A 12517-nucleotide genomic window follows, 5' to 3' on the forward strand; every position below is an offset into this window, starting at 1 on the left:
CCTTCTCTGGTGCGACACCGTCCACTATCTCCCGAATCGATCTGATACCCACCCGATGTGGGCGCTGCCGGCCAAAGATGGGTGCTGGTCCCGATGGTCTGCAGCAGTGTCCGAGGCGATGGTGGGAGTATGAACACACCCCGGATGACCCCCAGCACGCTCGGTACAGGCAGTCAGCCGGAGCCGCACCGCAGGCACGAGATCCTGCAACGACTGCAACACGAGCGAAACACCCGGCTGGCGCAACTGCGTGCCATGGACGCCGACAAGCCGAACGCGCACGGCGATCTGCTGACCGCGCAGACGACGGCGATCCGCGTCGTACTGAAGGAGATCGATGCCGCCGAGGAACGCGTCGACGACGGCACGTACGGCGTCTGCCGAGGATGCGATGTACGGATCCCGATCGGGCGGCTGGAAATCCTGCCGTACGTCCGGTACTGCGTTCGCTGCCAGCAGCGAGAGCTGTGAGGCACAGCAGTCAAACATCGGATGCCGCAAGGAGGAGTCTTGATCGTGACCAGCCACACCAGTACCGCCGCGAATGTCTGCCTGTCCCGGCGAGAGCTCGCGATGCTGCGGGCAGGCCTGCTCGAGCAGCGTAGTTTCCGTCGTGAGCAGCTACTCGCGATCCGCGAGTCGTCCCAACCGCAGCCGGAATCCGGCCGGTACAGTGCAGCGCGGGCCGAAGTACACAGCCATCTCGCAGTGGCCGCGCGGATCGTTCTGGCGGACGTGGAGGCTGCTCTCGACCGGATGGACACCGGCCACTACGGACAATGCCGCTCGTGCTGGGGTGCTGTTGAGCTTGCACGCCTGCGGATCTGCCCGCAGACGAGGTACTGCGCCGCGTGTCATCACCGTCTGCAGGACTCCTGATGACGCTGTGGTGCGCTGTCGCGCAGTGGAACTCCGCGGCGCAGGTGGCGCCACCAGCCCGCCGCGATCAGGACCGGGAACAGCCAGGTGGCAAAGGCCCAGAACACGACTGCCAGGCTGGCGATCAGCTCACGGGTCGCGGCGACCATCGGCGCGTCGGCCATCTCGACGATGCGTGCACCCGCCAGCACGGTGATCGCCGGCGAGCGTCGTCGATCACCGGCTCGACCGTGGCGGTGGCGACGGCGGCGGACTGACTCGCCACGACCCAGATGAACCAGGTGCCGTTGGCAGTCTTCAACACCGGACGTTCCGCGCGCCCGAGGACAGCGGTCCACTCTGACCGCGTCCCGGACGCGAAACCCGTATCCCTCAGCCACCCTCGGAGACTTTCATGGAGCCCACCCGCCTGGTCCTCTGTCAGACTGCGGAAGATCGACGGCTCGCAGGTGCTGACTGGAAGGAGCAGGAAGTCATGAGTGCTTGGACCGCGGATGAGCTCCACTCTCTGGACCAGATCGAAGAGATCCGGGTTGCTGGGCGGCGGCAGGACGGGTCGTTGCGCACGCTGACCATCGTGTGGCACGTCGTCGTCGGCCGGAGCCTGTACGTGCGGTCGGTGCGCGGTGTCGAAGGCGCCTGGTACAAGGGCGTCCTTCACCACCACGAAGGCGCGATCTCCTGGCACGGCCAGACCCGCGACGTCACCTACATCTCCGACCACACCGTCGACGATCAGCTCGACGCGGCCTACTTCACGAAGTACGGCAACGGACCGGACACAGTCGCAATCACCAACACCACATCCAACGCCACCACCCTCCGCGTCGAACCCAGATAGAGCCCTCTGTGCCGTTCAGGTCATGCGTCTGTTGCATGAAGTGAGGCTGGGAAATTCATTGGACGTATGACGATGCCGGGACCTACCGTCGAAGGGCGAAAGGAACCACATCGTCATGAATCTCCTCTTCATCCCGTTCGTCAACGACGCCGTTCGCGTTGGCCGATCCGCCTTGCCTGATGCGCCAGTTCAGCCCTGGATCCCACCTCGGCGCCGGTTGAGCCTGCCCCGATGGCGCCGATCGCGGTCCGGCCTCAAGCACAGCGCAGCGTCCTGTCCCGCCTCCGGGTGACGGTGGATTCGTCAAAGGGTGTAACGCCGGCGCCTGTCTGAGCGTCGTACAGCGTGTGGGTACGACCGAGGAGAGTGGATGAGACAGGCAGCGGAGGACTTCGAGGAATTCGCGCATGTTCGGACGCCTCATCTCTACCGAACGGCTTGGCTTCTCGTCGGCGACCGGCACCAGGCGGAGGATCTGGTGCAGGAGACGCTGGCGAAGATGTTCCGGGCCTGGCGTGGGATCTCGCGCATCGACAATCCGGCGGCGTATGCGCAGACGGTGCTGGCACGAACCTTCGTGTCCCAGTGGCGACGGCGGCGCCTGGTCGAGCAGCCGTACGCCGAGGTTCCGGAGGTCGTGGAACGTGCAGGTGATGCCGAACTGCGGGTTGCGCTCCAGAGGGCTCTGTCCGAGTTGGCTCCGCTGGATCGAGCGGTGCTGGTGCTGCGGTTCTTCGAAGATCGCAGCGTCGAGCAGGTCGCGCTCGATCTTGGCAAGAAGCCTGGTGCGATCAGGACTCGCACGTCCCGGGCGCTCGAACGCCTCCGGGTCGTCCTCGGCGATGACGCCGTCCACCTGGCATCCCTGTGACTCGAAGAGGAGAAGTTCTCATGGACGACCTGACCGACTTGATGCGACGTGCTACCGAGTACGTGGAGCCAGAGTCCACTGACCTGGTGGATCGCGGGATCCGCCGCGGCGTCATCCTTCGCCGGCGCCGTAGCGCACTGGTTGGCTCCGCCTCGGCCAGCGCTGTGCTGGCCGCGGCCGGCATGATCTTCGCTGGTAGTCAGCTGATCGGGGGCGAGAGCTCTGCCGCCCCGCCAGTCGCGGGCGTGCCGATCGTCGCGACGCCGAGTGGGACTCCAGCAGCCGCAAGGCCGACCCGGCAGGTGACCCCGAACGACACGCTGCGGACTCTCAAGGGTCTGGTGCCGGCGGGAATGAGAGTGTCGCAGCCGCGTACCTGGGGCGACAACTTCATCGCTGCCTCGTACGTCGTCGACGATGGTAAGGGCGGCTCGCTGCTCGAAGTCCAGGTCATGACTCGCCAGAGTCAGATCTCCTGCGCGAACGAGGCGCATCCGGAGAACTGCACCACTCGACCGGACGGGACGATCGTCCTGATTGAGCAAACACCAGGCAGCCCCGTGCCCGGCGTGCGGGTCGCTGCTGTGCGCGCGGTCCAGTTGCACTACCCCGATGGCCGCATCATCGTTGTCGGCAATGGCAACTCGACAGCGTGGAAGAAGGCTCCCATCACTCGCGCCAAGCCTTTGTTCACAGTCGCACAACTCACGGCACTCGCGGACAGCAAAGCCTGGGCGTTCCCACCCGTCGGCTACGGCAAGGATCTCGGCCGCTAACGGCCGGACGAGGGTCGGGAAGCCACCGGGATCGTGATCGCGAGCCTGCCGACGGGTGCCGGCGGCGAAGTCTTTGAGGGCGACCGCTGCGAGTTGACTACGCACTGACGTGGTTCGCCGACATTCGTGTGGCCCGCTGGCGCAGTTGTATGGTACACCATACAAATGACGATAGCTGATGTGACGATGGCGTGGCTGCGGGCGCTGCCCAAGGTGGAGTTGCATGTGCACCTGGAGGGTGCACTGCGGCCCGAGACGATGTTCAGGCTTGCCCGGCGCAACGGCGTTGACCTCGGCGCGACCTCGGCCGAGGACCTGGCCAAGCGCTACAGCTTCGGAAGCTTCGACGATTTCGGCGCGCTGTTCTTCGCGGGGCTGTCGGTGCTGCGATCGGCCGAGGACTTCACCGATGCGGTGGTCGCTCTCGCCGCGGAGTTCGCTGAGCAGAACATCCGGTACGCAGAGGTCACCACTTCACCGATCAACCACCATCGGCGCGGTGTGAGGCTCGAGGAGTACGGCGACGGGCTCAACGAGGGCCGCCGTCGGGCGCAACGCGAGTTCGGCGTGGACATCGGCTGGGTGTGTGACATCTCCCGCGAGTCCGAGGACCCGGCCTCGGAGTTCACCATCGGATACCTGCTCGGTCCGCAGGCGCCGGATGGCGTAGTGGGTCTCGGGCTAGGCGGGGTCGAACAGGGTTTCCCGCCGGAACTGTTCGCCTCGTCGTTCGCGCGGGCGAGGGCCAACGGGCTCGCGGCGCTGCCCCATGCTGGTGAGACCGTGGGCCCCGAAAGCATCTGGGGTGCGGTGCGATCGCTGCACGCCGAGCGGATCGGCCACGGCATCAGCTGCGTGGAGGATCCCGCGCTGGTCGACTACCTCGCAACCCACCGGATTCCCCTCGATATCGCGATCACCTCCAATGTGCGGCTGAAGCTCGTCGAGCGCGTGGAAGAACATCCGGTCACCGCGATGCTGAAGGCCGGCTTGGTCGTGACACTGAACACCGACGATCCGGCGTACTTCCAGACCACGTTGACCGACGAGCTGCAGTTGGCGCATCGAGTTCACGGATTGAGCCGGGAAACCTTGGTCGGCCTGCAGACGGCCGCTCTGGACGCGTCGTACGCCGACAGCACGACGAAAGCCGGTATCCGCACAGCCCTCGCCGCCGTCTGACAGGCATCGGCGACACTCAACGATGGACCAGGCTCATGGCGACTTCCAATCGCCGGCGCGCACGAGGTGTAGTCCGATGCCGTATCCGCCGACAACCGTCAGTGTGTACGCATCGATGGGCGTCCCGTCCATGCTGTACGCGATGCCGGTGATGGCGAGCGCTGGTTCGCCGGGGCGGCGGTCGCACAGCTTGGCGGACGCGGCGTCCAGGGTGGTCGGTTCGACCCGCTGGAGGCTCTCCTGGGCACGGCATCCGATGGCCTCGAGCGCGTCGACGATGGTCGCGCTGCGCTTGCGGACGTCGGCGTCGATTCGTTGTGCCACGTCGGCCGGCAGCGTGTCGGTGGCGATGCCGTAGACCTTCCCGTCGCGTACCCGGACGCCTCGGAACTGGACGGCCTTGCTGCCGACCGGTATCCGCAACTGGGCGGCGAGTGTGGCGTCGGCGGACACGACCCGCCGGGATCGGCGCTGCTCGCGGACGTGGTGCGCCTCGTTGTCGAGGTCGTCGAGGAATCCGGTGTAGACGGGACCCGAGCGCGGTGACAGTGGATCGACCGGCAGCGAGTCAGCCACGTACGTCCCGGAGCCTTGCTGACTGGTGACGTACCCGGCAGCCCGCAGGTCGGCGATGGCCTGGCGGATGGTGCTGCGGCTCGCGCCGAAGCCGGCCGTGAGCTCGTCCTCGGCCGGCAGCCGGGTGCCGGGCTCGTAGGTGCCGGCGAGGATCCGGGCCTTGAGAGACATGGCAATCCGGACATAGAGCGGCCGATCGGATCCCGGTGGACGTACCACTTGGTGGATCTCCGTTCAGAGAGCTGCGGCATTATTTGTACGATGTACCATACAACGCCGTGCACCAGCACCTGGGAGGCAGCGGATGCCGACACATGATCACCGACACCGAGGCGCGGGCGAGGTGGCATCGTGAAGGAGCTTGCGTCGACGTTCCGGCACGATGGTGTCGCCGAGGCGTATCGGCATCGTCCGCCGTACCCGGATGAGGTGTTCGACCGGCTCGAAGCGCTGATCACCGACGAGCCGAGGTCAGTGCTCGACATCGGCGCCGGCGAGGGAGCGATCGCACGGCCGCTGGCACCGCGAGTCGAGCGGATCGACGCCGTCGACTTCTCCCAGGCCATGGTCGACGCGGGCCGCGGCCGGGCGGACGGTAACCGTCCCAACCTCCGCTGGCAGGTGAGCCGAATCGAATCGGCCGAGCTGGACGGTCCGTACGCCCTGGTCACCGCGGGCGCGAGCATCCACTGGATGCGGTGGGAGGAGACGTTCGCGCGGATCGTTCCGCACCTGACGCCGAACGCGCAGTTCGTGATCATCGAGCACGGCCCGGTGGACATGCCGTGGTGGGACGGCGTGGCGGCCGCCATCAAGCGTCATTCACGTAGCCAGAGCTACGACCCGTCGTTCGATGTCGTCGATGCCCTTCAGCAGCGAGGTCTGTTCGAGCCGGCAGGCTCGGTGAGGACAGAGCCGGTCACCCGTTGCCAGAGCGTGGCCGGCTACATCGAGCAGTTCCACTCGACGTCCTCGTTGGCCAGGGAGCTGATGTCCGCCGAGGAGGCCGCCGAGTTCGACACGGCGATCGAGCGAGCCGTCACGCCGTACGCGCAGGACGGCGTACTGGAGTTGAAGATCGCCGCCGAGCTCAGCTGGGGCCGCCCGCCGCGATCGGACCGGCCAGCGCCCAAGCTGCCTCCAATGCGCTGACGCCGTCCCGGCTCGCCTGCTCGAGAATCTGGGTGACGCGGTGACCAATACCCTCGATCCGGGCCTCGGTCTCCTGCTCGTCGAGGCCCAGTTCCTCCCGGCACACCGCGTGAATGACGCCTCCGGCGCTCGCCGCAACATCCGGGACCCAGGTGATGCCCCGGTCAGCGAGCACGTCCGCGACCGAGTCCTCGGCCAGTTGGTTGTTGGCAGGGCCAACGATCACCGAACACCGGGCCTGAGTGGCAGACTCTGTGGTCAGTAGTCCGCCGGTTGCGGCCGGGACGATGATGTCGAAGTCTTGTCGCAGCAGGTCACCAGCGCCCCAGGCCACGCCGACCGTCGCAGCAGCCTCGCGCAGGTGGGGGTTCACGTCGACAGCGGTCACGTTCGCACCTTCGCGCGCGAGTGACTGGGCAACGAGCCGCCCGACGCTCCCGAACCCGATGACACCCACCATGAGCCCTTTCGCCGAGTCCCGCAGCAACGCGTGGGACACGGCAGCCTTGAGGGCTGCGAGGACTCCTTGGGCGGTCGCCTCACTCGATGATCCACTCCCACCCTCCGCGACCGGACGGCACCACGCTCGACCGCCGGTCAGGGCATGGAGCGTCGTCATGTCCGCTTCGGTGGTGCCGATGTCGGGGCCGGTGATGTATCTGCCGTCCAGGCCGACGATGACATCGGCAATGTCGCGGATCAGCTCGGCGCGATCCTCAGGACTCCACGTCGTGGTCGGGGCCATCGCGACGGTCTTGCCGCCGCCATGAGGCAGTCCGGCGATGGCGCTCTTCAGCGTCATCGCACGCGACAGCCTCAACACGTCCTCGATCCCGTCGCGCCAGTCGGCATAGGTCCGGATACGGCATCCCCCGATCGCTGGACCCGCGGACGTGGAGTGGATCCCGACCGCGATGGGCAAGCCGGAGCGGGTACCTCGCCGTACGTGCAGCTCTTCGTGGTCGAACTCCGAGGCGCTCACCGCAGAACTTCGATTTGATTGACTCATGGCCATGACGGTTGCAGATGCGGCCCAGCCGATCACCCTGCATCGGCGATATGTTCGGAAGGTGGGGGTCATTACCGGGTTTCGTGCGGCGGTCGACCTGCCCGACCTGGGACGTGCTGCGCAGGCCATGGTGATCGCCCGGGGCCCCCAGATGGATTGAACCTTGCGACCTCGGTCGGCGTATTAGCACCATGTGACGGGAGTGTGTCCGGAGACGAGGTCGGTCGCGCCCTATGTGCTGGGTGCGCTGGATCCGGCGGAGCAGGCCGAGATGGAGTGGCACCTCACGAGCTGTGAGATCTGCCGTCAGGAGCTGATCGAGGTGGCCCACCTGCCCGGACTCATGCACAGACTTTCGCTGGAGGACGTCACTCAGAGGACGTCTGTAGGCAACAGGCAAGGATCCGAGGTAGCAAGCCTGTTGCCCGAGGCCACTACTGTCGATGCTTCAGCCGTGCATCGCCGGCCCCGGTCGCATCTGCTGGTGTTGGCGATGATCATCGTCCTGGTGTTGGCAACGGGCGGCGTGGCAAGCGCGGAGCTCTGGACCCACCAGCCATCACCGGGGGTCCTGGCCTGGACGTCGACGGACGCGGTCGGCGGAATCGACACGGTCGCACGCCTTGCCGATCGGTCGTGGGGCACAGACATCCGGCTGTGGATGGAGGATCTGCCACCGGGGCTGACGTGTCGCTTGATTGTGTATCCGCGGGCCGGCGGTGCTGAGCCGGCGGGCGGGTGGTCGACCAACTACGAGGCGCGCCTGATGATCACCGGCAGTACGTCGATCCCGCTGCCGCAGATCGATCGGATCGACGTCGTCCGATCCGACAAGACAGTGCTGGCCACCCTGACCAGCACCACCCGATGAGACAGGACGCGACGTTTTGAGCAGGCGGCGATGGGCCCTGGTCGCATGCGTGGTGCCGGTCCTGCTGTTCGCCACGGCATCACCGGCAAGTGCGCACCCGACGTTGCTGAGTACGACGCCGGCAGCGGGCTACTCGGTCGCTTCCACGCCTTCCGCGATCACGATGGTGTTCGATGAACCGGTCAGCGTTGCGCCGCACGGCGTACGGGTTGATGACGGCAGCGGGCACGCTGTCGGCACGTCCGACGTGGCCAGCGAGCAAGGCGGACGTCGAGTCGTCGTCAACACCCTGGAAGCTCTGCGTGCGGGCAGGTACGTGGTCCATTGGGAGGTCACCGCGCAGGACGGTGATGTGGTGGCCGCCGACTTCGATTTCGCTGTCGGAACCGCAGCGGTCGAGCTGAGCGGAGCGGAGAGCGGCAGTTCGTCCGGATTCCCGCTGATCGCGTTGCTGCGTTGGTTGTTCGTCCTCAGTCTGATCGCTCTGCTGGGTGGAGCTGTCGGGGAACGGATCGTCCACCGCGCGGTGCCCGCGGCGACCCGCCCGCGCTCGCTGGTGCGAGTCTCGGGAGCCGTTGGTTCACTGGCGGCAGCCTCGCTGCTCGTGTACGTCGTTGTCGCGACCGGTGGGTTCGGCCGCGCCGGGATTCTCCTTGCTGTCGAGGCCGCCGGTCTCGCAGTGCCGGCAGTGCTCGGTCAGCGCATGCGTTGGTGGATGGTTGCGACCACGGCGCTGGTGGTGATTCCGGTCGAAGCCCTGCGCAACCACCTCGGGAGTCAACACGGTGTCACTGGTGCGCTGGTCGTCGCCATCCACCTGGTGGCTCTCAGCGTCTGGCTGGGGGTGCTGTTCCATCTACTCCGAGTGGCCAGGGCCAACGCGGGTGGTGCCTCGGTACGGCGAGCCTTCACGACGTACTCCCGGTTCGCCGTGGTCCTCTTCTTCGTTGTTGCAGTCTCCGGTTCCGTCGGTGCGTTGATGGTGGTGCCGAGTCTCGGGACGCTCAGCAGTACGGCGTACGGGCGGACGCTGCTCGCAAAGGTCGGCCTGGTCACGGCGGTTGCGGTCCTGGCCTGGCGGGTACGGCGGCGGTTGCTCTCAGCAACTGGATCCTTCGTCACCCGGCTGGTGCGCGTCGAAATCGTGGTTCTGGTGGTGGTCCTGGCCGCGAGCGCCGTACTCATATCGCTGCCTTCCCCGGAGCCGGCTACTGCGGACCTGGGCTATCCCACGCAGGCCGCTGGGCCGGTGATTCGGTTGGGAGGCCTGGCCGGACAGATCGCCGTCGGCATCGCAGCCAGCGAGAACCAGCTGGAGGTGCGGCTCCACACGCCGGATGGCGATACCGACACGAACGACGCCAAGCCGCCGGCGTTCCACCTGGCAGCGAAGCTCAGCGGCCGGGGCGAGGCTGTCAACCTTCAGCCGTGTGGTCGTGGATGCTTCGTCGGCCCAGTGTCGTGGACCGCAGGGCTCGAACACGTCGAAGTGCGTGTCGACGCGACGGGGTGGCACGGCGGCATCATCAGCTTCCCGATTCGCTGGGCGCCACACCTGTCGCGTGATGCCCTGCCGCGCGTGCGCAACGTCATGCTTGCGCAGAAGACCTTCCGGGTCGTCGAATCGATCACCAGTGATACCACCGCTCCGACGCCGGCGGCGCAGTCGGTGACCATCGATGGACCGGAGTTCATCGACGGCGATCCGTACGCCGGTCCGCCGGACCCGGACGTAGTCGTCGAGCCTCGGCCCGGCGGGCACCACCTACTCACCTTCGGCCTGCCCGCTGAAGGCATCCAGGTCGAGCTCGAGGTCGACGCGTCGTACCGGATCGTCCACGAGACCTTGGCAGCCCCGAATCACCTGGCGACACGAACCTTCAAGTACTCGCGCTAGTTGTCATCGTGTCGCGTCCGTCAGCGATGCAAGGACGGTCTGGTCGGCTGTGACGACGTCAACGCGAGCGATGTCCGACAGGGGGAACGATGAGCTGGCAGGGACATCTGCTTCCCGGATGGAGGTGGTTGTGGTCCACCAACCGGTGACCTCCGACTGCCCGCTGCGGGTATGGATCACCAGCATGCACCGTCGGCCGGGGACAAGGTCGTTCATGTGGACCTGAATGTCTGTTCCCCAGCTACGGCTGCTCAGCTCCACCCGCGTGTCGATCCCACCCACGCCATCTGTCGCCGACCAGGTGACACCGCCTCGGGCTTGCGACGGAGACTCAGGTAGCTGGCGACCGATCAGGCCGCCGGACACCAGCAAGACCACGGCGGCTGCTGCGGCGAGAAGCGTCCGCCGACGACGCCTGACCGACGATCGTTGCCGGTCGAGCTCCGGATCGGGGTCGTCGTCGAACCGCAGCGCGGTGACATCCTCCAGCGTGAGAGTGTGCAGCACCCCTGGCAGATGGGCAAACTGCTCGACGGCCTCCCGGCACTGCACGCAGTCGTGGATGTGCTGCTCCATCGCGAGGCGTTCGTCGCCATCGAGACCCCCGAGCACGTAGAGGCCGACCGCGTCGGCTTGCGGACACGTCATGAGCCGGTCACTCCTCGCTCCTCCAGAGCCGCTCGCAGCGCCTGCAGCGCATAGTAGCTTCGCGATTTCACTGTCCCGATCGGAATACCGAGCTGGGCGGCCGCCTCGGACGCGGTCCGCCGTCGGTAGAACAGTTCGATGATCACCTGGCGGTGGTCCCGGCTGAGTCCCCTCAGCACCTCTGCGACCTGCCAGGCCTGCAGAACCCGGTCGATGTCGTCGTTGTCCGCCACGAACTCCCGCTCCGCGATCGGTACCTCGGCCGGTCGCGCCGTACGTCGCCGGTGACCGGAGATCACGAGGTTCCGCGCGACCGTGAACAGCCAAGGACCTGCTCGATCCGGGTCAAGCGCAGGCGCATTCCGCCAGGCGCGCATCATGGTCTCCTGGACGACATCTTCGGCGTACTGACGGTCGCCGCTCACTGACCGCAGGACATAGCCCAGCAGTGGCCCGCGATATCGGTCGTACAGCACCTCGAGGTCCGCTTCGCTCCCGGATCCAGCATCCGTCGACACGTGTCTACTACGCATCCCGTCCTCGGATGGTTCAGTCCGGACTGTCGCCCTCGGCCCGCGCAGGCTGCTTGTCGTCCTCGGCGAGCCGCCGGTCGAGCCAGCCCGGCCACACCCGGCGGGCTGTGTCGACCCGGAGCCGGCCGCCCAGATGCATGGCGCGGGCGACACCGCGGTACCCGGGCAGGAGACCGGCCGCGATCAGGATGTGTCCGGCCAGCACCGGGGTGATGAGGTAGGTGGCCCAGCGGTGCACGCGTTGCAACCAGACGAATCCCGGGCCGCCAACCACCATCGTGAGGCCGACGCCGCTGGCAACCAGGGCAGCGAGCAAGGTCACCAGGACGAGGTTGGCGACCCGCTGTCCGGGATCGAAATGACCGCGGTGGTGGGAGAACCGGCCGGTGACGACGGCGACGGGCCAGCGGATGAACCACCGGAGGTCGCCCTTGTCGACGCGCACCGACTCCACCACGAAGGTCCGCGCGGCGCGTGCGCCGAGGGTGATCGCCACGGCCGTGAGGCCGGTGAGCACCCAGCCGGCGTAGGTGTGCAGCGTGACGTCGGCGGCGCCGGTGAGCCGGGCGGCCGGGCTCGGTTCGCCCTCGCGTCCGGTCAGCAGCCACCAGCCTGTCCCCAGCAGTGCGAGCACGGTGATGTAGACGGCCGCGTGGTACCACCGGGTCCGTCGGGTGTACCGCTCGACCGTCCGCACCCGGTGCTTCGTCATCGCCATGGCGTCAGTAGTCGTACGGGTCCTGGGAGCTGGTTTCGGGCTCCGAGGGTGCGGTGGTCGTCGGTGCAGCGCCGGTTCCGGTCCCGACCTTGATGGTCATCTCCGTGTCCACCCCTGCCGCCGAGTGGTTGGCGTTGCGAAGCGAGACGTGGATCGTGTGCGTACCAGGGGAAACCCCCAATGGCTTGCCGGACAAGGTCGCCTTCTGCCCGCTGGTGATTTGCGCGGTGTCCGACTCGACGACCAGGTAGTCGTTCGCGTGGTTGTCGAGCCACAGGTGCACGTGGTGCTTGCCGGACTCGGTCGGTCCCAGCGGCACGCCCGCGTCGACCTTCACCGTGAACGGAAGGGTGACGGTGGCGTCCTTCGCCGGCTCGGCGATCGAGAGCGACATTCCGCCCGCATCCCCCGATTCGTCGTTGCCTCCGCACGCGACCAGCACCGCCGGTGCCAGCAGTGCGGCAGTTGCCGCCGCGGCGCGGATGCGGCGACCGGTGAACTCTGTCTTCCTGTCGAACATTCTCAGCTCCCTCGAACGGCTTCTTGCGGTACTACGGGTCCAGT

The 12517-nt window shown here is 66.9% G+C and carries 17 protein-coding genes and 1 pseudogene; 11 read left to right on the forward strand and 7 right to left on the reverse strand.

All coding sequences use genetic code 11. The annotated features are described in order from the left end of the window. Positions 1 to 129 precede the first annotated feature (129 nt). Entirely contained in the window at positions 130 to 471 is a 342-nt protein-coding gene (locus tag E0H75_RS35750) for a TraR/DksA family transcriptional regulator (protein WP_238163478.1), read from the forward strand. Between the two features lie 45 nt (positions 472 to 516). Then, a complete protein-coding gene (locus E0H75_RS35755; protein WP_202873332.1) occupies positions 517 to 879 on the forward strand; it encodes a TraR/DksA family transcriptional regulator in 363 nt (120 codons plus the stop codon). Here E0H75_RS35755 and E0H75_RS43750 read toward each other — a convergent pair. After that, positions 858 to 1070, reverse strand: coding sequence for a hypothetical protein (locus tag E0H75_RS43750; protein ID WP_202873333.1), 213 nt, complete (start codon positions 1068 to 1070; stop codon positions 858 to 860). The genes E0H75_RS35755 and E0H75_RS43750 overlap by 22 nt on opposite strands. Before the next feature lie 284 nt (positions 1071 to 1354). Between E0H75_RS43750 and E0H75_RS35765 the strand changes: the two genes are divergently transcribed. The 4 genes from E0H75_RS35765 to add all read left to right on the forward strand — a co-directional run bounded on the left by E0H75_RS35765 (position 1355) and on the right by add (position 4549). Beyond that, positions 1355 to 1720, forward strand: coding sequence for a DUF2255 family protein (locus E0H75_RS35765; protein ID WP_165554261.1), 366 nt, complete (start codon positions 1355 to 1357; stop codon positions 1718 to 1720). A gap of 370 nt (positions 1721 to 2090) precedes the next feature. Continuing rightward, entirely contained in the window at positions 2091 to 2591 is a 501-nt protein-coding gene (locus E0H75_RS35770) for a SigE family RNA polymerase sigma factor (RefSeq protein ID WP_131518140.1), read from the forward strand. 20 nt (positions 2592 to 2611) lie between these two features. Continuing rightward, entirely contained in the window at positions 2612 to 3367 is a 756-nt protein-coding gene (locus E0H75_RS35775) for a hypothetical protein (RefSeq protein WP_131518141.1), read from the forward strand. 165 nt (positions 3368 to 3532) lie between these two features. Then, positions 3533 to 4549: an adenosine deaminase gene (gene add / locus E0H75_RS35780; protein WP_131518142.1), complete on the forward strand. Its 1017-nt coding sequence runs from the start codon at positions 3533 to 3535 to the stop codon at positions 4547 to 4549. Between the two features lie 33 nt (positions 4550 to 4582). Here the strand turns inward: add and E0H75_RS35785 are convergent, their stop codons facing one another. Beyond that, positions 4583 to 5344 carry a GntR family transcriptional regulator gene (locus tag E0H75_RS35785; protein ID WP_272948955.1) on the reverse strand — a complete coding sequence of 254 codons (762 nt, stop codon included), beginning with the start codon at positions 5342 to 5344 and terminating at the stop codon, positions 4583 to 4585. Between the two features lie 132 nt (positions 5345 to 5476). On the opposite strand from E0H75_RS35785, the gene E0H75_RS35790 reads away from it, so the two are divergent. Then, positions 5477 to 6277 (forward strand): class I SAM-dependent methyltransferase, encoded by an 801-nt coding sequence (locus E0H75_RS35790; protein ID WP_165554262.1) that lies wholly within the window; start codon positions 5477 to 5479, stop codon positions 6275 to 6277. Here E0H75_RS35790 and E0H75_RS35795 read toward each other — a convergent pair. After that, positions 6216 to 7259 carry a Glu/Leu/Phe/Val dehydrogenase gene (locus E0H75_RS35795; protein WP_165554264.1) on the reverse strand — a complete coding sequence of 348 codons (1044 nt, stop codon included), beginning with the start codon at positions 7257 to 7259 and terminating at the stop codon, positions 6216 to 6218. The two genes, E0H75_RS35790 and E0H75_RS35795, sit on opposite strands and share 62 nt — an antisense overlap. A 31-nt stretch (positions 7260 to 7290) precedes the next feature. Between E0H75_RS35795 and E0H75_RS43315 the strand changes: the two genes are divergently transcribed. From E0H75_RS43315 to E0H75_RS35805, 4 genes and pseudogenes are all read left to right on the forward strand, one after another. Then, positions 7291 to 7446, forward strand: coding sequence for a hypothetical protein (locus E0H75_RS43315; RefSeq protein WP_165554266.1), 156 nt, complete (start codon positions 7291 to 7293; stop codon positions 7444 to 7446). Between the two features lie 75 nt (positions 7447 to 7521). Continuing rightward, a pseudogene (locus tag E0H75_RS45125) lies at positions 7522 to 7581 on the forward strand (zf-HC2 domain-containing protein); the annotation flags it as partial. Positions 7582 to 7740: 159 nt separating this feature from the next. Further along, positions 7741 to 8157, forward strand: a complete 417-nt coding sequence (locus tag E0H75_RS44385) for a hypothetical protein (protein ID WP_238163479.1) — start codon at positions 7741 to 7743, stop codon at positions 8155 to 8157. Between the two features lie 16 nt (positions 8158 to 8173). After that, a complete protein-coding gene (locus tag E0H75_RS35805; RefSeq protein WP_238163480.1) occupies positions 8174 to 10054 on the forward strand; it encodes a copper resistance CopC/CopD family protein in 1881 nt (626 codons plus the stop codon). Positions 10055 to 10057: 3 nt separating this feature from the next. Here the strand turns inward: E0H75_RS35805 and E0H75_RS35810 are convergent, their stop codons facing one another. Genes E0H75_RS35810 through E0H75_RS35825 form a run of 4 tightly spaced genes read right to left on the reverse strand, consistent with a single transcriptional unit; the run spans position 10058 to position 12473 of the window. After that, positions 10058 to 10702, reverse strand: a complete 645-nt coding sequence (locus E0H75_RS35810) for an anti-sigma factor family protein (protein WP_131518147.1) — start codon at positions 10700 to 10702, stop codon at positions 10058 to 10060. Next, positions 10699 to 11235 carry a sigma-70 family RNA polymerase sigma factor gene (locus E0H75_RS35815; RefSeq protein WP_131518148.1) on the reverse strand — a complete coding sequence of 179 codons (537 nt, stop codon included), beginning with the start codon at positions 11233 to 11235 and terminating at the stop codon, positions 10699 to 10701. Before E0H75_RS35815 ends, E0H75_RS35810 begins: the two co-directional genes overlap by 4 nt. Positions 11236 to 11251: 16 nt before the next feature. Further along, a complete protein-coding gene (locus tag E0H75_RS35820) occupies positions 11252 to 11953 on the reverse strand; it encodes a cytochrome b/b6 domain-containing protein (RefSeq protein ID WP_202873334.1) in 702 nt (233 codons plus the stop codon). Between the two features lie 4 nt (positions 11954 to 11957). Beyond that, on the reverse strand, positions 11958 to 12473 hold the full coding sequence (locus E0H75_RS35825; protein WP_131518149.1) for a hypothetical protein: 516 nt from the start codon (positions 12471 to 12473) through the stop codon (positions 11958 to 11960). Positions 12474 to 12517 lie beyond the last annotated feature (44 nt).

The organism is Kribbella capetownensis, assembly GCF_004331485.1.
Taxonomy (GTDB): Bacteria; Actinomycetota; Actinomycetes; order Propionibacteriales; family Kribbellaceae; genus Kribbella; species Kribbella capetownensis.

Bases quoted from the DNA above. Each gene is read 5' to 3' on its own strand.
- E0H75_RS35810 (WP_131518147.1), bottom strand. From the start codon at position 10,702: ATGACGTGTCCGCAAGCCGACGCGGTCGGCCTCTACGTGCTCGGGGGT.
- E0H75_RS35820 (WP_202873334.1), bottom strand. From the start codon at position 11,953: ATGGCGATGACGAAGCACCGGGTGCGGACGGTCGAGCGGTACACCCGA.
- E0H75_RS35815 (WP_131518148.1), bottom strand. From the start codon at position 11,235: ATGCGTAGTAGACACGTGTCGACGGATGCTGGATCCGGGAGCGAAGCG.
- E0H75_RS35775 (WP_131518141.1), top strand. From the start codon at position 2,612: ATGGACGACCTGACCGACTTGATGCGACGTGCTACCGAGTACGTGGAG.
- add (WP_131518142.1), top strand. From the start codon at position 3,533: ATGACGATAGCTGATGTGACGATGGCGTGGCTGCGGGCGCTGCCCAAG.
- E0H75_RS35770 (WP_131518140.1), top strand. From the start codon at position 2,091: ATGAGACAGGCAGCGGAGGACTTCGAGGAATTCGCGCATGTTCGGACG.
- E0H75_RS43315 (WP_165554266.1), top strand. From the start codon at position 7,291: ATGACGGTTGCAGATGCGGCCCAGCCGATCACCCTGCATCGGCGATAT.
- E0H75_RS35825 (WP_131518149.1), bottom strand. From the start codon at position 12,473: ATGTTCGACAGGAAGACAGAGTTCACCGGTCGCCGCATCCGCGCCGCG.
- E0H75_RS35750 (WP_238163478.1), top strand. From the start codon at position 130: ATGAACACACCCCGGATGACCCCCAGCACGCTCGGTACAGGCAGTCAG.
- E0H75_RS35765 (WP_165554261.1), top strand. From the start codon at position 1,355: ATGAGTGCTTGGACCGCGGATGAGCTCCACTCTCTGGACCAGATCGAA.